This is a genomic window from Pseudomonas sp. SDO52101_S400 (assembly GCF_054071635.1).
Genome location: NZ_JBSVWF010000038.1, coordinates 1 through 23,916, shown reverse-complemented (window position 1 = coordinate 23,916; position 23,916 = coordinate 1). Strand labels below are relative to the sequence as shown.

23 protein-coding genes are annotated in these 23,916 nt (G+C 61.7%); 16 read left to right on the top strand and 7 right to left on the bottom strand.

The window, feature by feature from the left end:
• Nucleotides 1-10 precede the first annotated feature (10 nt).
• Complete coding sequence (def, locus tag ACW9HX_RS19200) at nt 11-517, bottom strand: peptide deformylase (protein WP_266202004.1); 507 nt, start codon at nt 515-517, stop codon at nt 11-13.
• A 169-nt stretch (nt 518-686) separates the two neighbouring features.
• Here def and ACW9HX_RS19195 point away from each other — a divergent pair, with 169 nt between their 5' ends.
• The 3 genes from ACW9HX_RS19195 to ACW9HX_RS19185 all read left to right on the top strand — a co-directional run bounded on the left by ACW9HX_RS19195 (nt 687) and on the right by ACW9HX_RS19185 (nt 3,504).
• Complete coding sequence (locus ACW9HX_RS19195) at nt 687-1,712, top strand: LysM peptidoglycan-binding domain-containing protein (RefSeq protein WP_457381807.1); 1,026 nt, start codon at nt 687-689, stop codon at nt 1,710-1,712.
• A gap of 82 nt (nt 1,713-1,794) precedes the next feature.
• Nucleotides 1,795-2,892, top strand: a complete 1,098-nt coding sequence (gene dprA / locus ACW9HX_RS19190; RefSeq protein WP_457381836.1) for a DNA-processing protein DprA — start codon at nt 1,795-1,797, stop codon at nt 2,890-2,892.
• Nucleotides 2,893-2,946: 54 nt separating this feature from the next.
• Nucleotides 2,947-3,504, top strand: coding sequence for an L-threonylcarbamoyladenylate synthase (locus ACW9HX_RS19185; RefSeq protein WP_065260146.1), 558 nt, complete (start codon nt 2,947-2,949; stop codon nt 3,502-3,504).
• A 49-nt stretch (nt 3,505-3,553) separates the two neighbouring features.
• Here ACW9HX_RS19185 and ACW9HX_RS19180 read toward each other — a convergent pair whose 3' ends face one another.
• Entirely contained in the window at nt 3,554-4,531 is a 978-nt protein-coding gene (locus ACW9HX_RS19180; RefSeq protein ID WP_457381806.1) for an NADPH:quinone reductase, read from the bottom strand.
• 147 nt (nt 4,532-4,678) lie between these two features.
• Here ACW9HX_RS19180 and hemF point away from each other — a divergent pair, with 147 nt between their 5' ends.
• Together hemF and aroE are read left to right on the top strand one after the other, a co-directional pair.
• Nucleotides 4,679-5,593: an oxygen-dependent coproporphyrinogen oxidase gene (hemF, locus tag ACW9HX_RS19175; protein ID WP_457381805.1), complete on the top strand. Its 915-nt coding sequence runs from the start codon at nt 4,679-4,681 to the stop codon at nt 5,591-5,593.
• Nucleotides 5,594-5,602: 9 nt separating this feature from the next.
• Nucleotides 5,603-6,424, top strand: a complete 822-nt coding sequence (aroE, locus tag ACW9HX_RS19170; protein ID WP_457381804.1) for a shikimate dehydrogenase — start codon at nt 5,603-5,605, stop codon at nt 6,422-6,424.
• Between the two features lie 92 nt (nt 6,425-6,516).
• Here the strand turns inward: aroE and ACW9HX_RS19165 are convergent, their stop codons facing one another.
• From ACW9HX_RS19165 to betC, 3 genes are all read right to left on the bottom strand, one after another.
• Nucleotides 6,517-8,085, bottom strand: coding sequence for a SulP family inorganic anion transporter (locus ACW9HX_RS19165; RefSeq protein ID WP_457381803.1), 1,569 nt, complete (start codon nt 8,083-8,085; stop codon nt 6,517-6,519).
• 265 nt (nt 8,086-8,350) lie between these two features.
• Nucleotides 8,351-9,268: a choline ABC transporter substrate-binding protein gene (gene choX / locus ACW9HX_RS19160; protein ID WP_457381802.1), complete on the bottom strand. Its 918-nt coding sequence runs from the start codon at nt 9,266-9,268 to the stop codon at nt 8,351-8,353.
• Between the two features lie 16 nt (nt 9,269-9,284).
• On the bottom strand, nt 9,285-10,799 hold the full coding sequence (betC, locus tag ACW9HX_RS19155) for a choline-sulfatase (RefSeq protein ID WP_457381801.1): 1,515 nt from the start codon (nt 10,797-10,799) through the stop codon (nt 9,285-9,287).
• A gap of 114 nt (nt 10,800-10,913) precedes the next feature.
• Here betC and ACW9HX_RS19150 point away from each other — a divergent pair, with 114 nt between their 5' ends.
• Nucleotides 10,914-11,864 carry a choline sulfate utilization transcriptional regulator gene (locus ACW9HX_RS19150; RefSeq protein ID WP_457381800.1) on the top strand — a complete coding sequence of 317 codons (951 nt, stop codon included), beginning with the start codon at nt 10,914-10,916 and terminating at the stop codon, nt 11,862-11,864.
• On the opposite strand, the gene ACW9HX_RS19145 is transcribed toward ACW9HX_RS19150, so the two are convergent.
• A complete protein-coding gene (locus ACW9HX_RS19145; RefSeq protein WP_457381799.1) occupies nt 11,865-12,530 on the bottom strand; it encodes an NAD(P)-dependent oxidoreductase in 666 nt (221 codons plus the stop codon). It lies immediately after the preceding gene.
• An 84-nt stretch (nt 12,531-12,614) separates the two neighbouring features.
• On the opposite strand from ACW9HX_RS19145, the gene ACW9HX_RS19140 reads away from it, so the two are divergent.
• Entirely contained in the window at nt 12,615-12,941 is a 327-nt protein-coding gene (locus ACW9HX_RS19140) for a DOPA 4,5-dioxygenase family protein (protein WP_457381798.1), read from the top strand.
• A 1-nt stretch (nt 12,942) separates the two neighbouring features.
• Here the strand turns inward: ACW9HX_RS19140 and ACW9HX_RS19135 are convergent, their stop codons facing one another.
• Nucleotides 12,943-13,344 (bottom strand): GFA family protein, encoded by a 402-nt coding sequence (locus ACW9HX_RS19135; protein WP_457381797.1) that lies wholly within the window; start codon nt 13,342-13,344, stop codon nt 12,943-12,945.
• Nucleotides 13,345-13,667: 323 nt separating this feature from the next.
• Here ACW9HX_RS19135 and ACW9HX_RS19130 point away from each other — a divergent pair, with 323 nt between their 5' ends.
• From ACW9HX_RS19130 to ACW9HX_RS19090, 9 genes are all read left to right on the top strand, one after another.
• The gene (locus ACW9HX_RS19130) at nt 13,668-14,975 is read left to right on the top strand and encodes a CitMHS family transporter (RefSeq protein ID WP_096822403.1); all 1,308 of its coding nucleotides are present in this window, start codon (nt 13,668-13,670) and stop codon (nt 14,973-14,975) included.
• Nucleotides 14,976-15,045: 70 nt separating this feature from the next.
• Nucleotides 15,046-15,813 (top strand): TerC family protein, encoded by a 768-nt coding sequence (locus ACW9HX_RS19125; RefSeq protein WP_457381796.1) that lies wholly within the window; start codon nt 15,046-15,048, stop codon nt 15,811-15,813.
• A gap of 213 nt (nt 15,814-16,026) precedes the next feature.
• Entirely contained in the window at nt 16,027-17,685 is a 1,659-nt protein-coding gene (locus ACW9HX_RS19120) for a Na/Pi cotransporter family protein (RefSeq protein WP_457381795.1), read from the top strand.
• Between the two features lie 94 nt (nt 17,686-17,779).
• Nucleotides 17,780-19,171 carry a M16 family metallopeptidase gene (locus ACW9HX_RS19115; protein WP_457381794.1) on the top strand — a complete coding sequence of 464 codons (1,392 nt, stop codon included), beginning with the start codon at nt 17,780-17,782 and terminating at the stop codon, nt 19,169-19,171.
• A 76-nt stretch (nt 19,172-19,247) separates the two neighbouring features.
• A complete protein-coding gene (locus ACW9HX_RS19110) occupies nt 19,248-20,276 on the top strand; it encodes a DUF5924 family protein (protein ID WP_457381793.1) in 1,029 nt (342 codons plus the stop codon).
• Nucleotides 20,277-20,331: 55 nt separating this feature from the next.
• On the top strand, nt 20,332-21,480 hold the full coding sequence (locus ACW9HX_RS19105) for an ABC transporter permease (protein ID WP_249484363.1): 1,149 nt from the start codon (nt 20,332-20,334) through the stop codon (nt 21,478-21,480).
• 14 nt (nt 21,481-21,494) lie between these two features.
• Nucleotides 21,495-22,280, top strand: a complete 786-nt coding sequence (locus tag ACW9HX_RS19100; RefSeq protein ID WP_457381835.1) for an ABC transporter ATP-binding protein — start codon at nt 21,495-21,497, stop codon at nt 22,278-22,280.
• 1 nt (nt 22,281) lies between these two features.
• Nucleotides 22,282-23,220: an MlaD family protein gene (locus tag ACW9HX_RS19095; protein ID WP_457381792.1), complete on the top strand. Its 939-nt coding sequence runs from the start codon at nt 22,282-22,284 to the stop codon at nt 23,218-23,220.
• On the top strand, nt 23,217-23,846 hold the full coding sequence (locus ACW9HX_RS19090) for an ABC-type transport auxiliary lipoprotein family protein (protein WP_457381791.1): 630 nt from the start codon (nt 23,217-23,219) through the stop codon (nt 23,844-23,846). The genes ACW9HX_RS19095 and ACW9HX_RS19090 overlap by 4 nt, the downstream gene beginning before the upstream one ends.
• The last annotated feature ends 70 nt before the right edge of the window (nt 23,847-23,916 follow it).

Genomic DNA, 23,916 nt, shown 5'->3' with positions numbered 1-23,916 from the left:
GAGAGGGGCATCAAGCGTTCTGGCGGTGCTGCTTTTCCAGTTTCTTCTTGATCCGGTCGCGTTTGAGCGTGGACAGGTAGTCGACGAACAACTTGCCGTTGAGGTGGTCGCATTCGTGCTGGATGCACACGGCGAGCAGGCCTTCGGCGATCAGTTCGTAAGGTTGGCCGTCACGGTCCAGAGCCTTGATCCTGACCTTCTGCGGGCGGTCGACGTTTTCGTAGAAACCCGGCACCGAGAGGCAGCCTTCCTGGTATTGCTCCATTTCGTCGGTCAGCGATTCGAACTCGGGGTTGATGAACACCCGGGGTTCGGTGCGGTCTTCGGAAAGGTCCATCACGACGATACGTTTGTGCACGTTGACCTGGGTCGCGGCAAGGCCGATGCCCGGCGCTTCATACATTGTTTCAAACATGTCATCGACCAGTTGACGCACTTCGTCGTCCACTACAGCCACAGGTTTGGCGATAGTGCGCAGACGCGGGTCCGGAAATTCGAGGATGTTCAAAATGGCCATAAGCTTGATTGCTGCACGTGTGAGGTAAAGTCGGGCGATGGCCTGGCGGGTCCGAAGATGCAGGCTACCGTTGTGAAACGTAGCTCCTTGCTTTTCAGCATAGAGCAGGGAGCGAGCCACGGGGGCTCTGGCGTTTCACGCGAACGCACATAATAAAGGGATTCACCGCATGAGGAAATCACTACTCGCCCTGCTGTTTCTGGCCTCGGCCGGCGCCGCGCACGGGCAAGTGCAACTCAAGGAAGGTTTTCCACAGCAATACACGGTGGTTTCGGGGGATACGCTCTGGGACATTTCCGGTAAATATTTGCGCGAACCCTGGCAGTGGCCGCAGCTGTGGCGGGCCAATCCGCAGATCGAAAACCCCAACCTGATCTATCCGGGCGATACGCTGACGCTCAGTTACGTCAACGGCCAGCCCCGCCTGACCCTCAATCGCGGGGAGTCACGCGGCACCATCAAGCTGTCGCCACGGATCCGCAGCAGCCCGGTGGCCGAAGCGATCCCTAGCATTCCGCTCAAATCCATCAACAGTTTTCTGCTGAGCAATCGCATCGTCGACAAGGTCGAGGACTTCGACAAGGCGCCGTACATTGTCGCCGGCGATGCCGAACGGGTGCTCAGCGGCACCGGCGACCGGATCTTCGCCCGTGGCCATTTCGACCCGAACCAGCCGGTCTACGGCATCTTCCGCCAGGGCAAGGTCTACACCGATCCGCAGAGCAAGGAGTTCCTGGGGATCAACGCCGACGACATCGGCGGCGGTGAAATCGTCGCCACCGAGGGCGATGTCGCCACCCTCGCCCTGCAACGCACGACCCAGGAAGTACGCCTCGGCGACCGTTTGTTCAGCGGCGAAGAGCGCTCGATCAATTCGACCTTCATGCCCAGTGCCCCCACTACCGACATCAACGGCCTGATCATCGATGTGCCACGGGGCGTGACGCAGATCGGCGCGATGGACGTGGTGACCCTGAACAAGGGCAAACGCGACGGTCTGGCCGAAGGCAACGTGCTGGTGGTGATGAAAAACGGCGAAACCGTGCGCGACCGCATCACTGGCCAGCCGTTGAAAATCCCCGATGAACGCGCCGGATTGCTGATGGTGTTCCGCACCTACGACAAACTCAGTTACGGCCTGGTACTGAACGCATCGCGCTCGCTGGCGGTGCTGGACAAGGTGCGAAATCCTTAGCTGGCTTCACAAGTTACCAACAGACTTATCCACAGCTTGTTCCGAATGGTTCGGGGCTTATAACGATCAAGGATGATCCATGATGATGCCTGTCTGTATGCCGGTTTCCCCGGCGGAACTGGAAGCGCGTTTGCGCCTGCACCGCTTGCCGGAAATCGGCCCGAAACGTTTTTCCCGGTTGCTCGAAGCGTTCGGCTCGGCCTCCAAGGCCATCAGTGCGCCGGCCAGTGCGTGGCGTTCGCTGGGTTTGCCGGTGGCAAGTGCCGAAGCTCGCCGTTGTCCTGAAGTGCGCGATGGCGCGAGCCGCGCATTGGCCTGGCTAGAGCGCCCGGGCCAGCATTTGCTGATGTGGGACCAACCGGATTACCCGGCCTTGCTGGCGCAGATTGCCGACCCGCCACCGCTGCTGTTTGTTGCCGGTGCCCCGCCGATTCTGGAAAAACCGCAACTGGCGATGGTCGGCAGTCGCCGTGCTTCACGTCCGGGAATGGACACCGCCACGGCGTTTGCCCGCAGTCTGGCCGGAGCCGGTTTCGTCATCACCAGTGGCCTGGCGTTGGGCATCGATGCCGCCGTGCATCAAGCCGCGCTCGACGTCGGCGGGCAAACTGTCGGCGTGTTGGGCACAGGCCTGGAAAAATTTTATCCACAGCGCAATCGACGGCTGGCGGACACGATGATTGCCTCCGGCAGTGCAGTGATTTCGGAGTTTCCACTGGACGCCGGGCCGACAGCGAGCAACTTCCCCAGGCGTAACCGGATCATCAGCGGTTTGTCCCTCGGCGTGCTGGTGGTCGAGGCCAGTGTCGCCAGCGGGTCGCTGATCACCGCGCGGCTGGCGGCGGAGCAAGGTCGTGAGGTCTACGCGATTCCGGGCTCGATCCACCACCCCGGCGCGCGTGGGTGCCATCAACTGATCCGCGACGGCGCAGTGCTGGTGGAAACCATCGAACACATCCTCGAAGCCCTGCGTGGCTGGCAGCACCTGCCGGTGTCCACAACCGCACCGAGTACCGATAATCCATTGCTGCGGCTGTTGCACGCTGCACCCCATACCAGCGAGGGGTTGGCCGAGAGCAGTGGCTGGGGATTGCCCAAAGTGCTGGTGGCATTGACCGAACTGGAGATGGAGGGCCGTGCGGTGTGCGAAAACGGCCGCTGGTTTGCGCGGGTAAGCTAGGTTTTACATTGAAGATCGGTAAACTGCGCGAAACCTGTTTGCGGAGAGTTTTTCATGGTCAACAGTTGGCGTGTGCAACAAGCCGCACGAGAGATTCGCGCCGGGGCGGTGATTGCCTATCCAACCGAAGCCGTCTGGGGGCTGGGGTGCGACCCGTGGAATGAAGAAGCGGTGGATCGTCTGTTGGCGATCAAGAACCGTTCGGTGGACAAGGGGTTGATTCTGGTCGCCGATAACATCCGTCAGTTCGATTTCCTGTTCGAGGACTTCCCTCAGGACTGGATCGACCGTATGGCCAGTACCTGGCCGGGGCCGAACACCTGGCTGGTGCCGCACCAGAACCTGTTGCCCGAGTGGGTGACCGGAGTGCATGACACCGTGGCGCTGCGGGTCAGCGATCATCCGCAGGTGCGTGATTTGTGCTCGCTGGTGGGGCCGTTGATTTCGACGTCGGCCAACCCACAGGGACGGCCGGCGGCGAAGAGTCGGTTGCGGGTCGAGCAGTATTTCCGGGGCCAGGTCGATCTGGTGCTGGGCGGAATGCTCGGTGGGCGCAAGAACCCGAGCCTTATTCGTGATCTGGCGACCGGCAAGGTTGTGCGCCCGGCCTGAAATCCGAAGAGCCTGGTGGCGGGGAGCGTGATCCCCGCCACTATCGGTTTTATGGCAACAGAACAGTCGAACCCGTCGTGCGCCGCGCCGACAACTCGGTCTGTGCCTTGGCCGCCTCAGCCAGCGAATAACGCTGGCTGATATCCACTTTCAGCTTGCCGCTGGTGATCATCGCGAACAGCTCATTTGCCATGCGTTGCAGGTTCTCGGCATTGTTGGCGTAGGTCGCCAGCGTTGGCCGAGTCACGTACAACGAGCCTTTCGCTGCCAGAATCCCCAGGTTCACCCCGTCCACCGCGCCGGATGCATTGCCGAAGCTGACCACCAGGCCGCGAGGGGCTGCGCTGTCCAGCGATGCCGGCCAAGTGTCCTTGCCGACGCCGTCGTACACCACCGGGACTTTTTTCCCATCGGTCAGCTCCAGCACCCGTTGGGCGACGTTTTCGTGGCTGTAATCGATGGTTTCCCAGGCGCCATGGGCCTTGGCCAGTTCGGCTTTCGCTTGCGAACTGACGGTGCCGATCAGCTTTACACCCAGAGCCTTGGCCCATTGGCAGGCCAGCAAACCGACGCCGCCGGCCGCCGCGTGGAACAGAATGGTTTCGCCGCCCTGCAGTTCATAGGTCTGGCGCAACAGGTACTGCACGGTCAGGCCCTTGAGCATCACCCCGGCGGCGGTTTCGAAGCTGATGGCGTCGGGCAGGTGCACCAGATTTGCCTCGGGCAAGACATGCACGTCGCTGTAGGCGCCCAGCGGGCCGCTGCCGTAGGCCACGCGGTCACCGACCTTGAACCGGGTGACGGCGCTGCCCACCGCCTCGACGATGCCCGCGCCTTCCGCCCCCACGCCCGACGGCAATGCCGGTGGCGCATACAGTCCGCTGCGGTAGTAGGTGTCGATGAAGTTCAGGCCGATGGCCTTGTTGCTCACGCGAACCTGCTGCGGGCCCGGTTCGGCAGGTTGATAGTCAACATACTCGAGCACTTCGGGGCCGCCATGGGCGCGGAACTGGATTCGCTTGGCCATCTGCCTACTCCTTGGGACGTTCTGAAAGGCCCCTATCGAACTCCCATGCTTGATCTTCGTCAACTGCGGCGTGCCGGCCTGCGATGGTATGCTACGCGCCCATTTGCGCGGGGCGCCGCGCAGTTCCGCCCGATCCAAGGTGAAGCCATGACGACCCGCACCGACGCCGTAAAGGCCTATCTGCTCGACCTGCAAGACCGCATCTGCGCGGCGCTGGAATCCGAAGACGGCGGCACGCGCTTCGTCGAAGACGCCTGGAACCGTCCGGCCGGCGGTGGCGGTCGCACCCGGGTGATCGAGAACGGCACGGTGATCGAAAAGGGCGGCGTCAACTTTTCCCATGTCTTCGGCAGTGGCCTGCCACCGTCCGCCAGTGCCCATCGACCAGAACTGGCCGGCCGCGGTTTCGAAGCCCTTGGCGTGTCGCTGGTGATCCACCCGCACAATCCGCATGTGCCGACGTCCCACGCCAACGTGCGCTTTTTTATCGCCGAAAAGGAAGGTGAAGAGCCGGTCTGGTGGTTCGGTGGCGGCTTCGACCTGACCCCGTACTACGGCAACGAAGAAGACTGCATCCACTGGCACCGCGTCGCCGAGCAGGCCTGCGCGCCGTTCGGCCCGGACGTTTACCCACGCTACAAGGCCTGGTGCGACAGCTATTTCCACATCAAGCACCGCCACGAACCACGGGGCATCGGCGGCCTGTTCTTCGATGACCTGAACGAGTGGGACTTCGACACCAGCTTCGCCTTCATGCGTGCCATTGGCGATGCGTACATCGACGCCTACCTGCCGATCGTGCAGCGTCGCAAGAACGATGCGTTCACCGCCAAGCAGCGCGAGTTCCAGGAATTCCGTCGCGGCCGCTATGTCGAGTTCAACCTGGTTTACGACCGTGGCACCCTGTTCGGCCTGCAATCGGGTGGGCGCACCGAGTCGATCCTCATGTCGCTGCCGCCGCAAGTGCGCTGGGCCTACGACTGGAAAGCCGAGCCGGGCAGCGAAGAAGCGCGCCTGACCGATTACTTCCTGCAAGATCGCGACTGGCTGGCCCAGGCCTGAGGATTTCTGATGGATCGTTACGTCGTTTTCGGTAACCCGATCGGCCACAGCAAGTCGCCGATGATTCACAAACTGTTCGCCGAGCAGACCGGACAGAGCCTCGACTACAGCACCCTGCTGGCGCCGCTCGACGACTTTTCCGGCTGCGCCACGGCGTTTTTCCAGGACGGTCGCGGCGCCAACGTGACCGTGCCGTTCAAGGAAGATGCCTATCGCCTGGCCAACAGCCTGACCGCCCGCGCCCAGCGTGCCGGTGCGGTGAACACTTTGAGTAAACTGGCCGATGGCAGCCTGCTCGGCGATAACACCGACGGCGCCGGGCTGGTGCGGGATCTGACGGTCAACGCCGGGTTCAGCCTCACCGGCAAACGTATTCTGCTGCTGGGGGCGGGCGGCGCGGTGCGCGGTGCGCTGGAACCCTTGCTGGCGGAGAAACCGGCCTCGGTGATCATCGCCAACCGCACGGTAGACAAGGCCGAGCTACTGGCCGAATTGTTCTGTGATCTGGGGCCGGTGTCGGCCAGCGGTTACGACTGGTTGCGCGAGCCCGTGGACGTGATCATCAACGCCACCTCTGCCAGCCTTACCGGCGACGTGCCGCCGATTGCGCCAAGCCTGATCGAGCCGGGCAAGACCCTGTGCTACGACATGATGTACGGCAAGGAGCCGACCGCGTTCTGTCGCTGGGCCACTGAGCATGGCGCGGGTGTGGTGATGGATGGCTTGGGGATGCTGGCGGAGCAGGCTGCCGAGGCGTTTTTCCTGTGGCGTGGCGTGCGTCCCGACACGGCGCCAGTGCTGGCTGAGCTACGCCGCCAACTGGCACTTTAAAAGCATCGCTGGCAAGCCAGCTCCCACAGGGATTCAGCTGATCCTGGTGGGAGCTGGCTTGCCAGCGATGGAAGTCGACACTGAATATCAGATCAATCCTCAAATCGGATCGGGCATTTCTCCGGCCCTTCGAGTTTGCGCAATTCCTCCACCACCTGCGGTCGCGCCTGACGCAAGGTCAGGCTGCGGTCCTGGCGCAGCAGGCGCCGGGCTTCCTGATGGAGCATTTCCACGCCGGAATAGTCGATGAAGTTGATCTGCTGCGCCTCGATCACCACCCGCGCGCCGTGCATCCGTTGCAGGCGCACTTGCAGGTAGTGGCTGGCGCCGAAAAAGATCGAGCCGCCGACCCGTAGCACATCGTCCTCGCCATCACGCCAATGCTGCACCCTGGGTTGCGAGGTGCGTTTGAGGTAGAAAAACAGCGAGGCCAGCACACCGGCGTAAATCGCCGTCTGCAATTCCAGCAGCAAGGTGGCGACGCAGGTCAGTCCCATCACCACGAACTCGGCCCGGCTGACCCGCAGCAATGCACGAATGCCGCGATGATCCACCAGCCCCCAGGCAATCAACAGAATGCTGCCGGCCATGGCCGGGATTGGAATGTGCGCAATCAACCCAGCGCCGAAAATCGCAAACAGCGCCACCCACAAAGCCGAGAAAACCCCTGCCAGCGGCGAACAGGCCCCGGCCTCATAACTCAGCCCGGAACGGGTGAACGAACCGGCGGACAACGATCCCGAAAAGAACGCCCCGACAATGTTCGAAAGCCCCTGAGCACGGACTTCCTGGTTGGCATCGAGCAATTGCTGCGAGCGCGCAGCAATCGAACGGGCAATCGACAGGCTGGTGACCAGCCCGAGCATGCCCACCGCCACGGCGCTGGGCAGCAGGCGCAGGACCAGATCCATATCCAGCGGCAGACCGCTGAACGGCGGCAGCCGCCCGACAAAAGCGCTGACCAGATGAACATGGCCAAACATCGCTGGCCACAGCCACACCACCAGGCTGCCGAGCACCAGTGTCATCAACAGCGTCGGCCAACGTGGCAGCCATTGTTTGAGCAGCGCACCGATCAACACAGTGCTTGCACCAAGGGCCAGCGACGGCTTATCCACAGCCCCGAGATGACGCAGCAAGTCCATCAGGCTGGCCAGCGCCGTCGCCTTGGCCGGCAGATCCAGTCCCAGCAGGTTCGGCAACTGACCGATGGCAATCACCACCGCCGCGCCGAGGGTGAAGCCCAGCACCACCGAGTGCGAGACGAAATTCACCAGTGCGCCGAAACGCAACAGGCCGAGCAGCCACTGGAAAATCCCCGCGAGGAAGGTCAGCAGCAGGATCAGGGTGATGTAGTCCTGCGATGCCGGCACGGCCAGTGGGCTGACGCTGGCAAACAGCACAATCGAAATCGCTGCCGTCGGCCCGCAGATCAGATGCCACGACGAGCCCCACAGGCAGGCGATCAGCACCGGAATGATCGCGGCATAGAGGCCGTACTCGGGTGGGAGACCGGCGATTAGCGCGTAGGCAATTGACTGGGGCAAGGCGAGAATCGCGCCGCTGAGGCCTACGACCAGGTCCCGCCCGACGCTGGCGCGGGTTTGCCGGGGCAGCCAGGTCAGGAAGGGGAACAGTGAGCGGCGGCTGGGGAGGGCCATGGATCCTCTCGGTTTGGAGTTTTTGGTGTGTGGAGGGTATCAGGGTGTCAGTCAGGAAAAGCCCCTCACCCTAACCCTCTCCCGGAGGGAGAGGGGACTGACCGCGGTGTTTGGTTTGAATACATCGACCTGCAACTCCTGAGTCGAACTCAGGATCTGAAAAACTTGAAGATCGGCTCCCTTTCCCCCTCGCCCCCTTGGGGGGAGAGGGTTGGGGTGAGGGGGGAAAGATCTAAAGCGAACACAAATCGTCAGCACACCGCAATCAAAGCTTGGCTTTTACAGCGGGCAAAGCATCCTTCCCATCCACCGTCTTCACCCCGTCAAGCCACTTATCCAAAACCCCCGGATTCGCCTTGATCCAAGCCTTCACCGCATCCGCATTGCTGACTTTCTTGTTCACCACCTCAGCCATGATGCTGTTCTCCATCTCCTGAGTGAACGAAAGATTGGTCAGCAATTTACCCACATTCGGACAGGCCTCGGCGTAGCCCTTGCGGGTCAGGGTGTAGACACTGCCGGTGTCGCCGAAGTATTTCTCGCCGCCCTTGAGGTAATGCATTTTCAGCTGAACGTTCATCGGGTGCGGGGTCCAGCCGAGGAAGGTGACGAATTTCTGCTTTTTCACCGCCCGCGAGACTTCGGCCAGCATCGCCTGTTCACTGGACTCGATCAGCTTCCACTGACCCAGGTCGAAGTCGTTTTTCTTGATGATTTCTTGCAGCGAGATGTTCGCCGGCGCGCCAGAGCCGATGCCGTAGATCTTCTTCTCGAACTTGTCGGCGAATCTGTTCAGGTCGGCAAAGTTATGCACACCCGCGTCCCACACATAATCCGGTACTGCCAGGGTGAATTCGGTGCCGTCGAGGTTCTTCGCCAGTTGCGTGACGTCCCCGGTGGCGACGAACTTGTCGTAGAAGCCCTGCTGCGCCGGCATCCAGTTGCCGAGGAACACGTCGACCTGGCCGTCCTTCAAACCGCCGAAGGTGATTGGCACCGCGAGGGTGTCGACCTTGGCCTTGTAGCCCATGCCATCCAGCAGAAACCCGGTGATGGCGTTGGTCGCGGCGATGTCGCTCCAGCCGGGGTCGGCCATTTTCACCGTGTCGCAGCTCTCGGCGAACGCGGATGCGCTGCCCAGTGCCAGCAGGCTGACCGTCACGATTGTGGATAACTTGACCATGGACTTCCCCTTAACGTTATTGGTTTTGGCAGGGTTGTGGATAACGGGCCTTGCGCTCCAGGTCATCGAGGTCGATGTGGTTGCGCATGTATTGCTGACTGGCGTCCACCAGCGGCTGGTGATCCCAGCTCTTCAGCTTGCCGATAGTCAGCGCTTGGGCAACGAAACGACGGCGGCGCTGGCTTTCGAGAACATCGTGGTGGATCGCCGGAATGTCCCACTTGGTCCGCGCTTCGGCGAGAAAATCGTCGAACAGCTGGCGATGTTGCGGTGAGCTGCTGAGTTCTTCCTGCTCCCGTGGATCGTTATCCACATCGAAGAGTAGGCAAGGGTCGGTTTCGCTGTAGATAAATTTGAAGGCGCCACGACGGATCATCATCAGCGGGCTGACGGTGCCTTCGGCCATGTATTCGCCGAACACTTCGTCATGACCGCCCCGCCCTTGCAGGTGCGACACCAGCGAGCGGCCGTCCAGCGGCAGATTGGGTTCCAGGCTGCCACCGGCCAGCTCCACGAAAGTTGGCAACAGGTCGGCGGTGGACACGGCGGCGCTGACACGGCCTGCATTGAACTGACCGGGGGCACTTATCAACAGGGGCACCCGCGCGGCCATCTCGAACCAGTGCATTTTGTACCAGAGGCCTTTTTCCCCAAGCATGTCGCCGTGGTCGCCGGAGAACACGATGATGGTGTCATCGATCAGCCCGGTATCTTCGAGGGTTTGCAGGAGTTTGCCGACGTTGGCGTCGATGTAGCTGCACGCACCGAAGTACGCCCGGCGCGCGTCGCGAATCTTATCCACAGGCAGCGGCTTGTCCCACAGGTCGTAGACCTTGAGCAACCGCTGGGAATGCGGATCGAGTGAGTGCTGATCCGGCGTTGTCGGAAGCGGGATATCCGCATCGTCGTACAAATCCCAGAACGCCTTGGGAATCGTGTACGGGTCGTGAGGGTGAGTCATCGACACGGTCAGGCAAAACGGCTGGTCGCCGTCCTCGCGAATATGATCGAACAGGTATTGCTGTGCCTTGAACACCACCTCTTCGTCGAAGTCGAGCTGGTTGGTGCGCACACATGGTCCGGCCTGCAACACCGAGGACATGTTGTGATACCAGCTCGGCCGTACATCGGGCTCATCCCAGTTCACTGCCCAGCCGTAGTCCGCCGGATAGATGTCGCTGGTCAGGCGCTCTTCGTAACCGTGCAGTTGATCGGGACCGCAGAAATGCATCTTGCCCGACAGCGCGGTGCGGTAACCGAGGCGGCGCAGGTAATGAGCGTAGGTGGGAATGTCGGCGGGGAAATCGGCGGCGTTGTCATAGGCGCCGATCTTGCTCGGCAACTGGCCGCTGACCAGGGTGAAACGCGAAGGCGCGCACAACGGGCTGTTGCAGTACGCGGCATCGAACACCACGCCTTGTTCGGCGAGGCGGCTGAGATTCGGCAGTTTGATCGGCGACGGGCCGTAGAACGGCAACATTGGCGCGGCCATTTGATCGGCCATGATGAAGAGAATGTTCTTGCGCTTCATGTGATCGCGGCATTCCATAGTGAATATTTATGCGACATTGCTGCGATCGAGCATGGATTCCCCGCAATATCCGGTAAAGCCCGCGCCGGACAATGACTAGGATAAGCACAGCTTATGTATGAAGCCCTCGGTGATTTGTCGCTGGATCTGCTGCGCGCCTTCGAAGCGGCGGCCCGTCATCGCAGTTTTACTGCGGCGGCGGTGGAACTCGGCACCACTCAACCGGCCATCAGCCAGCAGATCAAACGGCTGGAGGAACAGCTCGGGACGCGGCTGTTCGACCGGATCTACCGAGGCATTGAGCTGACGGAGGTCGGCTCGATCCTTTTCGAGCAAGTTACCTTAGGTTTGCAGAATATCGACGCAGGATTGAGTGCGATCAGCGCGCAGCAGCAACATGAAGTACTGCAGGTCGCCACCGATTTCGCTTTCGCGGCGTACTGGCTGATGCCGCGCCTGCACCGTTTTCACGAAGCCAATCCGCAGGTGGATGTCAGCCTGGTCACCAGCGAGCGCAATCACAACATGCTGCGCCCGGATATCGACGTTGCCGTACTGTTCGGCGACGGTCGCTTCAAACAAGGCGAAAGTCACTGGTTGTTCAGCGAAGAAGTGTTCCCGGTGTGCAGCCCGCAGTTGCTCAAGGATCGCTCTCTGCCCTTGCCTGCCCAGGCTTTGCTGGAGTTTCCGCTGCTGCATCTGCGCGGGGAAAACAGCAGCAACTGGTTCGACTGGAGCGGCCTGTTCCGCGAACTTGGTATCAACACGCCGCCCGCGCCGGGACAGCTGCGTTTCGATAACTACACCTTGCTGATTCAAGCGGCGATTGGCGGTCAGGGCGTGGCGATTGGCTGGCGTCACCTTGTGGATAACTTGCTGGCCCAGGGTTTGTTGTGCCGGCCAATTGCCGAAACCACCCTCTCCCGCCTCGGTTATTACGTGGTGCTGCCGCAGCGCAAACGCCGAGGGGCGTTGATTCAGCAGTTTGTCGATTGGTTGATGGCCGAGCAGGCCAGCAGCGCTCAGTCGCTGACGGGAATGGATTTGCCTTCTATCGCGGTGTGATCAGGCGTCCGACGCCGCGACAAAACTTACGTGCTCGCCCACATGCAGATTCAACCGCAGCTCATCGGCCATCCCGACGGCCACCCGGCTCAGGCGTTCCAGCGGTTCGGCCAGCCCCGGCTCAAGACTGCTGCTGACCTGACTGAAATGCTCGATGGTCAGCCCCGCCACTCCACGCGGCGAGTTGACCAGCGTCCAGCTCAACGGGCTGCCTTGCAGGGCTTCGCGGATTTCCTCGGCGGCGTGGCGTTGCAGGCGATCATCCAGATCCGGCTCGTCCAGCAGCGCGAAATCCCCCACGACAAACAGTCGCGACACGTTCGCCGCTTGCAGGCCTTCGATCAGCGCATCCACCGCCAGCACCTGCTCTACCGGCCCGAGCACCACGGACTTTTCCACATGTTCACTGCTGAACGGCAGGCCCGGTGCATCGAGCAGACAAATGACCGCCGAGCTGCCGGCCACACTCTGGTTGACCCGTTCGGCATCGAAGAGGTCGCCGCTCTTGGTGCGCAGGCCCGGGCGTGGCGCGAGGGCGGTCAGGTCGTCGAGGATGGCGATGACTTCATACTGACGGCGCAGCAATTCAGCCATCAACGCACTGCCCAGGCTACTAATGGCACCATAGAGCACCACTTTTACCGCCGGGGTTTCGGCATTTTTCATGGCTGAGATCCCTTTTGTTTTCCCTTGTATGGCGTGTGACATACGGCCAACGCCGAGGGTTCGAACCGATTCAGAGGGTTTGCGATGCAGACGATCAAGGGTTATCACGCCCACGTTTATTACGACGCCAGCACGATCGAACAGGCGCGTGCGCTGTGTGAGCAGGCAGCGGTGCTGTTCCCGTTGAAAATGGGCCGCGTGCATGAACGCCCGGTCGGCCCGCACCCGGACTGGAGCTGCCAACTGGCCTTCGGCCCGGAACTGATCGGCGACGTGTTGCCGTGGCTGGCGCTCAATCGCAAGGGGCTGGTGGTGTTCCTGCATCCGGATACGGGCGATGACTTGCTGGATCACACCGAGCATGCGATCTGGATGGGCGCGATGCGGCCGCTGGATCTGTCTATTTTTTAACCTAAAGAGTCTCTTCGGGTTCGCCCGGCAAATGTTCATCCAGATGCAGCCACGGCAACTGGCTGTCGGTCCAGATGTGCCGCTCGGCGGCGGCCTGCTCCGGATGATCCAGGGTGGCGACGGTCAGATCGATGCTCTCGGGGCTGAGCACCGTCACCAGCGCCAGTTGTGCGCCGCAGTTCGGACAGAAGAACCGTGCACAACTGGTCGACGAGTCATAGCGCGAAGGCGTCCCGGCCAGCCACTGGAAGTTCACCGCCGGCACCGTGATCCAGGTGGTGACGATGCCACCGCTGACCCGCCGGCAAATCGAGCAATGACAGTGGGCGATGTCCTGCAACGCTCCGCTGAACTGATAGCGGATATGTCCGCAATGGCAGCCGCCGCCGTGCAATTCATTCATCTCCCTGCCCTCCCGTTCCCGTGTTCATTGACTCTAGCCGCATCCGACGGCCGGTTGGTCATTCGCCCGAAGCTTTCAGCGGCGAAAGGTAGCTGAAAGGTTCCCCGATTAGGATCGCCGCCACTACCGGCAACAGACCGGTTGGCCAACGCGTGTGATTGCTCGCACGTCAGGCCCAATTAACAACAACAATGGTGATTCTGATGTCCTCTGTAACCCGCCTCCTCGCTGCAACTCCGCCCGTACGTCTCGTGCTTCCCGTTCTGCGCTGATCCTGCCCGATCCGCTCACTTACCTAGCCGCGCTACGCCTGGAGTATTCCCATGCTGACTTTCCTTGGCTTCGCCATGGTCATCACGTTCATGTTCCTGATCATGACCAAGCGCCTGTCCGCGCTGATCGCTCTGATCATCATCCCGATCCTGTTTGCCCTGTTCGGTGGTTTCGCCCCGAAGATCGGCCCGATGATGCTCGAAGGTATTACCAAGCTTGCGCCGACCGGCGTGATGCTGATGTTCGCCATTCTGTATTTCGCCCTGATGATCGACTCCGGCCTGTTCGACCCGGCCGTGCGCAAGATCCTCAAACTGGTCAAGGGCGACCCGTTGAAAGTTTCGGTCGGTACCGCCGTACTGGCGCTCGTCGTTTCCCTCGATGGTGACGGCGCGACCACTTACATGATCTGCGTGGCCGCCATGCTGCCGCTCTACAGCCGTATCGGCATGAGCCCGCGGATCATGGCCGGTCTGATCATCCTCGCCGGTGGCGTGATGAACATGACCCCATGGGGCGGCCCGACCGCTCGTGCCGCCAGTGCGCTGCACGTGGACCCGTCGGACATCTTTGTACCGATGATCCCGGCCATGGCTGCCGGTGTGGTGGCGATCCTGATCATTGCCTACTTCTACGGCAAACGTGAACGTGCGCGTCTGGGTGAGCTGCACCTGATCGGCGACGAAATCGATCACAGCGAAATCAGCGTGTCGCAGTTCCCGGATGCCCGTCGTCCGAAGCTGATCTGGTTCAACGGCCTGCTGACCCTGGCGCTGATGTGCACCCTGATCGCCGGCCTGTTGCCGCTGCCGGTGCTGTTCATGGTGGCGTTCAGTATTGCAATGATCGTCAACTACCCTTGCCTGCAACAGCAGAAGGACCGCGTCGCGGCCCACGCCGGCAGCGTGCTGTCGGTGGTCAGTCTGATCTTCGCGGCGGGCATCTTCACCGGTATCCTGTCGGGCACCGGCATGGTCGATGCCATGTCGAAAAGCCTGCTGGCAGTAATCCCTGATTTCCTCGGCCCGTACCTGGCGGTGATCACGGCGCTGGTGAGCATGCCGTTCACGTTCTTCATGTCGAACGACGCGTTCTACTACGGCGTGTTGCCGGTGTTGTCCGAAGCCGCCAGCCATTACGGCATCACCGCGGTGGAAATGGCCCGTGCTTCGATCGTTGGCCAGCCGGTCCACCTGCTGAGCCCGTTGGTACCGTCGACGTATCTGCTGGTGGCACTGGCCGGGATCGAGTTCGGCGATCACCAGCGTTTCACCCTGAAGTGGGCAGTGCTGGTCTGCCTGTGCATACTGGTCGCAGCCTTGCTGTTGGGGACTTTCCCGCTGTTCAGCACTTTGTAACGGCATCAACTCACCAGAACGCCAGCTGCTTGCTGGCGTCCTGGTTTAACACACGCTCAAAGGAATACACATGGAATGGCTGACCAACCCTGAGATCTGGGTTGCCTTCTTTACCCTGACCGCCCTGGAAATCGTTCTGGGCATCGATAACATCATCATGATTTCGATCCTGGTCAGCCGCATGCCCAAACACATGCAGCAGCGCACCCGGATCTTCGGTCTTGGCCTGGCCATGATCACGCGGATCCTGTTGCTGCTGTCGATCACCTGGGTCATGCGCCTGACCGCCGACCTTTTCGTGGTGTTCGGCCAGGGCATTTCCGGGCGTGACCTGATCCTGTTCTTCGGTGGCCTGTTCCTGCTGTGGAAAAGCTCCCAGGAGATGTACCACGCGCTGGAAGGTGAAGACGAAAGCGACGACACGCCTGGCGGCAAGGGCGGCAACTTCCTCTACACCATCATCCAGATCGCGATCATCGACATCGTGTTCTCGCTGGACTCGGTGATCACCGCCGTCGGCATGGTCTCCCACGTCCCTGTGATGGTCGCGGCGATCATCGTGGCGGTACTGGTGATGATGGCGGCCTCGGGCAAGATCAGCGAGTTCATCGACAAGCACCCGTCGCTGAAAATGCTCGCGCTGTCGTTCCTGCTGGTGGTCGGCACCGTGCTGATCGCCGAAGCGTTCGACGTGCATGTACCGAAAGGCTACGTCTACTTCGCCATGGCGTTCTCGCTGGCAGTCGAAGCGATCAACATCAAGCTGCGTGGCGCGATGGCCAAGAAGAAACAACAGCAGGATCCGGTGAAACTGCGCAAGGATATTCCGGGACAGTAACCCGGACGCTGCGCTGATGATCGAAGGGCCTCCGGGCCCTTTTTTCATGGCCGCATGAAGCTGTTTTCATGACACTTTTGTTTCAATCCGCACTTTAGCTGTGCAATGCTGGCGCCCGGACCGTTAGCCAACTACAGCTTAAGAACAACACGTAGAAATCGCGCGGTATCGTCAACTTGCCCCTTTGGGGCGCTGCAACTACAGGGGGTCTGCATGCTCACCCTGCTCAATCTGCTTTCTGCCGTGGCCCTGCTGATCTGGGGCACGCACATCGTCCGAACCGGCATCCTGCGGGTGTACGGCACCAACCTGCGCCATGTGATCGGCCAGAACATGTCCAGACGCTGGCTGGCCTTCATCGCCGGCATCCTCGTGACCGCGATGGTACAAAGCAGCAACGCCACCGCCATGCTCGTGACCTCCTTCGTCGGCCAAGGCCTGATGGCGCTGACCCCGGCCCTGGTGACCATGCTCGGGGCCGACGTCGGTACCGCGCTGATGGCGCGGGTACTGACATTCGATCTGTCGTGGCTGTCGCCGCTGCTGATTTTCCTCGGGGTGATTTTCTTCCTGTCGCGCAAACAGACGCGGCTCGGGCAGATGGGCCGTGTGGCCATCGGGTTGGGGCTGATCATTCTGGCGCTGCAATTGATCGTCGAGGCCGCCGGACCGATCACTCACGCCAAAGGCGTGAAGGTGATCTTCGCCTCGCTGACCGGCGACCTCCTCCTGGATGCCCTGGTCGGCGCGTTGTTCGCGATGATTTCCTACTCAAGCCTCGCCGCTGTGCTGCTGACCGCGACGCTGGCCGGCGCCAATGTGATCAGTCTGCCGGTGGCGATCGGACTGGTGATCGGCGCCAACATCGGCAGTGGCGTGCTGGCGTTCATGAGCACCAGCATGCAGAACGCCGCCGGCCGGCAAGTGGCGCTGGGCAGCCTGTTGTACAAGCTGATCGGCCTGCTGCTGATCATTCCGGTGCTCGACCCGCTGGTGCACTGGATCGACAGCCTGGATTTCAGCCCGCAGGAAATGGTCATCGGCTTCCACCTGCTCTACAACACTGCCCGCTGTCTGATCCTGGTTCCCACCGTCGCGCCGATGGCGCGGCTGTGCGCCTGGCTGTTGCCGGAGCGGCCGGAGATCAACGGCACTGCCAAACCTCGTCATCTCGATCTGACAGCACTGGTCACGCCGAGCCTGGCGCTGGCCAATGCCGCCCGGGAAACCCTGCGCATGGGCGACCTGATCGACAACATGCTCGACGCAACCCTCGACGTGCTGCGCGGCAAACAGACCGCCGTCACCCAGGAAATGCGCAAGCTGACCGACGACGTCGAAGCGCTGTACAGCGCGATCAAGCTGTATCTGGCGCAAATGCCCCGTGAGGATCTTGGCGAGCAGGACAGTCGTCGCTGGGCGGAAATCATCGAGCTTGCGATCAACCTCAAGCTCGCCAGCGACCTGATCGAACGCATGCTGCGCAAGGTGCAGCAGCAAAAGACCTCGCAGCGCCGTTCGTTTTCCGAGGACGGGCTGGAAGAACTGGCCGGGCTGCACAGCCAATTGATCTCCAATCTGCGGCTGGGGCTGTCGGTGTTCCTTAGCGGTGACAAGGAAAGTGCGCGCCAGTTGCTGCGCGAGAAACGGCGCTTCCGTGCGCAGGAGCGGCGCCTGGCCCATGCCCATGTCAGCCGTTTGCAACGCAAGATCGTGCAAAGTATCGAGACCAGTTCGCTGCACCTGGAGTTGATTGCCGACATGAAACGCTTGAACTCGCTGTTTTGCAGCAGCGCCTATGTGGTGCTGGAAACTTCCGATACCGGCGCGCTCGAGACCGACGATATGGCGGACATCACGCATTCGCCTTGAACGTCTGGGGCTGTGGTCAGTCAGTAACTCAAGGTTCGGCCTCGCGGCCGGGCTGACGACACGGATCTCCAATTCAGCTGTATGGAAGCTCGTTATGCGTTGCCTGTTGTTCGCTTGTCTGTTGCTCGGTTCCCTGCCCGCCCTCGCCCTGGACCGCTTTCAGGTCGAAGGCTATGCCCTGCCCAATGGCCTGCAATTGCTGCTCAAGCCCGGCACCGAACGCGGGCATGTGGCGATCCGGCTGGTGGTGGGCGTCGGTCTCGACGATTTCGACTGCAATGAAAAAGAGCTGCCGCACCTGCTCGAACACCTGTTGTTCAGCGGCATCGACGCCACCGGCGAGGGTGGCCTCGAAGAGCGCATGCAGGCCCTTGGCGGCGACTGGAACGCGTTCACCAGCAACGCCGACACCACGTTCGTCATCGAAGCCCCGGCGAAAAACCAGCGCAAGGTCCTCGACCTGCTGCTGGACTTGCTGACCCAGACCCGCATCGACGACAACGCGATCAATGCCGCCAAACGGGTGGTCGAGCGCGAAGATGGCGGCCATTACACACGTCTGCGGCGCTTTCTCGACCGTCAGGACCTGGGGCATTCCGCGAGCAATCAACTGGCGGTCGAACTGGGTCTGAAATGCCCGCAGCGGGCCGAGGTCGATGGCCTGACCCGTGAACAACTGGAGAAGGTACGCAAGGCCTGGTACGCGCCGAACAATATGACCCTGATCGTCGTCGGTGACCTCGACAAGCTGCTGCCTGCCTATCTGGAACGGGCGTGGGGCGCACTGGAAGCGGTCGACCCAAGCGAACACCGGCCATTGCCGGACATCCGCGCCAGCGCCGCCCATGAACGCACGCTGACCCGCGGCTTCATCGGCAACAGTGCCAAGTTGCACTGGCTGGTGCCGGAGCCCGTGCTGGACGACCAATACGATGAAACCTTCGATCTGCTCAAGGAATACCTGGAGTGGGCGCTCTATCGCCAGTTGCGCCTCAACCATGGTCTGTCCTATGGGCCGTGGGCCGAGCGTGAAGTGTTCGGCGGTGTCGGTTTCATGAGCCTGAACGCTGACCTGGATCGCGGTGATATCGCCGAGGCCGAGCAAGTCCTGGAAGACCTCAAGGCCGACCTGCTGAAAAACGGCCTCGACGCCGACACGTTCAACCGCATCAAACAGGCGGCCATCGCCCACCAGGCCTGGGCCGTGCAGGGTAACAGCGGCATGGCCGACTATTACTGGAGCGCACTGGGCGACTACGAGGATGGCCGTTTCGCCGATCCCGCCCTTGAGCTGCAAGGGGTGACGCTGGAAGCGGCGAACAAGGCCATGCGCGAGTTGCTGATGCAACCGGGATACCTGCGGATCGAGAAGCCGTTGCTCAGTGACGATCAAGTGGTGTGGCTAGTAGGCGGTGGATTGGGCGCAGTGTTACTGATCCTGCTCGGCTGGCGCCTGCACAGACGCCAATCCGTGCATTCAGACTGATCGACAGCCTCGCCACGGGCCCCGGCGGGCGGTACTCTGTCGAGGTTTTTTTCCTCGACTGTCGTGAACCGCCCAAATGCTCAAATTGACCCTCCTGATCCAGCGCATTCTCGAACTGATGAAGCGCTACCCCGGGGTCATTGCGCTCGGTGGTTTCATCTCCGGGGTCGGCAGTTTCATCCTGGTCGACCGGCAACAGGGGCTGGCGAGCTGGATCACCACGATCATGCTGCTGAGCTGGATCTGGCTGATGCTGGAAAACAGCCTGACCGAGCTGTTCACGCGAGTCTTCAAACGGGAAATCCCCCAGCCGCTGCTGCGTTACGCGACGCAGATGATCCACCAGGAAAGCCTGTTTTTCGTCCTGCCGTTCTTCTTCATCACCACCACCTGGAACAGCGGCCAACTGGTGTTCACCGGTCTGCTGTGCATCGCCGCGCTTATCTCGATCATCGATCCGCTCTACTACAAATGGCTGGCCCCCCGGCGTTGGGCATTCCTCGCGCTGCACACCCTGACCCTGTTCGCCGCCCTGCTCACCGCATTGCCGGTGATCATGCACCTGACCACGTCGCAGAGCTTCAAATGGGCGCTGGGGACGGCCGTGGTGCTGTCGTTCCCGAGCCTGGCGTCGATCTTCCCGATCCGCACCGTGCGCAACGCGCTGGCGATCCTCAGCATCACCATCGGTATCGGCGGCGTAGGCTGGGTCCTGCGTTCATGGGTGCCGCCGGCGACGCTGTGGATGACTGACGTTGCGATCAGCACCCAGCTGCAGGACCGCACCCCCGGTGCGAGCCTCGAACAAGTCAGCGCCGAGCAGATCCGTGGCGGCGGGCTCTACGCCTACACCGCGATCAACGCACCGCGCGGGCTCGATGAGCGGATTTATCACGTGTGGCAGTTCAACGGCAAAGAGGTCGACCGCATCGCCCTCGACATCCACGGCGGGCGCAAGGAAGGCTACCGGGCGTGGACCCACAAGCAGGTTTTCCCTGGCAACCCGGTCGGTGACTGGCAGGTGCGAGTGCTGACCGAAGACGGCCAGGTGATCGGCGTTCTGCGTTTCGAAGTCACGGACAGCACACCGACCAAAGAAAAGTAATCCGGTTCGTGCTATTACGTAGGTTCGCGAATTTAGCCGAACAAGCACGGAGCTTATGACCAGCAGCTCGATGACCGGTAATGCCCGACTGGACACTTCGATCACCCCTGCCCGTCTGCGGGTTACCGGGGACTGGACGCTTGCTCATTACGCCGAGCTCAAGCACCTGAGCGAAACGCTCCGCGGTCAGTACGACGCCAGCACCCCCATCGACCTCAACGGCCTCGGCGCCCTCGACACCGCTGGCGCGTCGCTGCTGGTGGAACTGCTTGGCTCCGAGCGTCTGGGCAAGTCCGCCGAACACCCCGATTGCACGATTTCTGTCGCCGACCGCGCGTTGCTGCAAACGGTGTATCGCTCGCTGACCGACTTTTGCGTGCCGATCAAGGAGCCGGAAATCAGCGTCAGCGTGCAGTTGCTGACGCGCATCGGTCGCGCCGTCGACACGGTCTGGCAAGACACCCTGCAATTGCTCGGCTTCGTTGGCCTGATCCTCGAAACCATCGCCCGAAGCCTGTTCCGGCCCAAGCGCTGGCGGATCACACCGATGATCGCGCACATCGAACAGACCGGCCTCGACGCCGCGCCCATCGTGGCGTTGCTGACCTTTCTGGTGGGCGCGGTGGTGGCGTTCCTCGGGGCGACGGTGCTGGCCAGTTTCGGCGCCAGCGTGTTTACCGTGGATCTGGTGGGCTTCGCCTTCCTGCGCGAATTCGGCGTGTTGCTCACGGCGATCCTGATGGCCGGCCGCACCGCCAGTGCCTTTACCGCGCAGATCGGCTCGATGAAGGCCAACGAGGAAATCGACGCCATCCGCACCCTCGGCCTCGACCCCATGGAGTTGCTGGTAGTGCCTCGCGTGCTGGCATTGCTCGTGGCGCTGCCGATGCTGACCTTTCTGGCGATGATCTGCGGGATCATCGGTGGTGCTGTGGTCTGCGCGGTGTCGCTGGATATCTCGCCGGCGATGTTCCTGTCGCTGCTGCAAAGCGACATAGGGATTCAACATTTCCTGGTTGGCCTGGTCAAAGCCCCGATCTTCGCGTTCCTGATCGCCGCGATCGGCTGTCTGGAAGGTTTCAAGGTCAGCGGCAGCGCCGAATCGGTCGGCGCCCACACCACCTCGAGTGTGGTGCAATCGATCTTCGTGGTGATCGTGCTCGATGCGGTCGCCGCGCTGTTCTTCATGGAGATGGGCTGGTGAGTCGTCTACCCCGCATGCCGTCCGAGGCGGTGATCGAAGTCCGTGGCTTGTGCAATCGCTTCGGCAGCCAGAGCGTGCACGAGAACCTCGACCTGGACTTGTACAAAGGCGAGATTCTGGCCGTGGTCGGTGGTTCCGGTAGCGGCAAGTCGGTGCTGCTGCGCAGCATCGTTGGCTTGCGCCGGCCCAGCGAAGGCATGGTCAAAGTGTTCGGCCAGAACCTGCCGAGCCTGCCAGAGCATGAGCGTTCGCTGATCGAGCGGCGCTTCGGTGTGCTGTTCCAGAAAGGCGCGCTGTTTTCGTCGCTGACGGTCACCGAGAACGTCGCCCTGCCCCTGATCGAACACGCCGGCCTGAGCCGCGAAGACGCTGAGCATCTGGCAGCGGTAAAACTGGCACTGGCCGGTCTGCCGCTGTCGGCGGCGGACAAATACCCGTCGTCGCTGTCCGGCGGCATGATCAAACGTGCGGCACTGGCCCGGGCGTTGGCGCTGGACCCTGACATCCTGTTTCTCGACGAACCCACCGCCGGCCTCGATCCGATTGGCGCGGCGCAGTTCGACCAATTGATCCTGACCTTGCGCGACGCGCTGGGCCTGAGCGTGTTTCTGGTGACCCACGATCTCGACACGCTCTACACCATCACCGACCGGGTGGCAGTGCTGGCGCAGAAAAAAGTGCTGGTGGCGGGTCCCATCGATGTGGTCTCGGAAACCGATGACGCGTGGATTCACGAATATTTCCACGGCCCTCGCGGCCGCTCGGCGCTGGACGCCGCCAAACTGCTCAACGAGGTCTGACATGGAAACCCGAGCCCATCATGTGTTGATCGGCCTGTTCACGGTGATTGTGGTGGCCGGCGCCCTGCTCTTCGGTCTGTGGCTGGCCAAGTCCAGCGTCGACACCGAGTTCAAGGACTACGAAATCGTCTTCAACGAGGCGGTCAGCGGTCTGTCCCGGGGCAGCCCGGTGCAGTACAGCGGGATCAAGGTTGGCGATGTGGTCAGCCTGCGGCTCGATCCCGAGGATCCGCGCCGGGTGCTGGCGCGGATACGCCTGGGTGGCGACACGCCGGTCAAGGAAGACACCTTGGCCAAACTGGCCCTGGCAGGGATCACCGGGACTTCGATCATCCAGCTCAGCGGTGGCACGCCAGAGAGTCCGAAACTGCGCGGCAAGGACGGCAACCTGCCGACCATCGTCGCCTCGCCCTCGCCCATCTCGCGGCTGCTCAATGACAGCAACGACCTGATGAGCGGGGTCAGCACTTTGCTCAACAATGCCAACCAGATGTTCTCCAGCGACAACATCGAGCGGGTGAGCCAGACTCTGGCGCATCTGGAGCAGACCACCGGTTCGATCAACGATCAGCGCGCCGATCTGCGCCAGGCCATGCAGCAACTGGCGACCGTCGGCAAACAGGCCAGCAACATGCTGGAACAGACATCGCTGCTGATGCGCAACGCCAACGGCCTGCTCAACGATCAGGGTAAACAGGCTCTGGGCAGCGCCGAGCAGGCGATGAAGTCGCTGGAACAGAGCAGCGCCACCATCAACGGCTTGCTCAGCAAGAATCAGAACTCCCTCGACAGCGGCATGCAGGGCCTCAACGGGCTGGCGCCGGCGGTGCGCGAACTGCGTGAAACCCTGACCTCGCTGCGGGCCATTTCCCAACGTCTGGAGGCCAACCCCAGCGGTTACCTGCTGGGCAGTGAAAAGAACAAGGAGTTCACGCCATGAAGCTGACTCGCCTCGCCCTCCTCCTCGCTGGCCTTTCCCTGATCAGCGCCTGCTCGATCCTGCCCAAGTCCGAGCCGCTGGACGTCTACCGCTTGCCGGCCTCGCAGGCGCCCGCCTCGCTCAGTTCGCTGGCGACTCAGCACTGGTCGCTGCGTCTGAACAAATTGCAGGCCAGCGAGGCGCTGAATCGTCCAGGCATCGCAGTGATTCCTCAGGGGGACGTGATCAGCAGCTACAAGGCTTCGCGCTGGAGCGACCCGGCGCCGGTGCTGGTGCGCAACCGGCTGCTCGATGGTTTTACGCGTGATGGCCGGGTGACGTTGCTCAGTACCGATGACAGCAACTTTGCTGCGGATCTGGAGCTGGGCGGCAGCTTGCAGGCGTTTCAGACCGAGTACCAGGGCAATCAGGCCAGCGTCGTGGTGCGGGTCGATGCGTTGCTGGTGCGCGGCTATGACCAGAAGATTCTCGCCAGCCACCGCTTTGAAGAGCGCCAGCCGCTGAGCGATGTGCAGGTGCCGGCGGTGGTGGCCGGGTTTGGACAGGCCAGTGACCGGCTCACCGCGAAGGTTGTTGCGTGGGCGGTTCAGCAAGGCCAGCAGTTTGCGCAACAACCCAGACCTTAAGGCCTCACCCAACTCAAAAATGTGGGAGCGGGCTTGCTCGCGAAGAGTGAGTGTCAGTCAATCAATAATT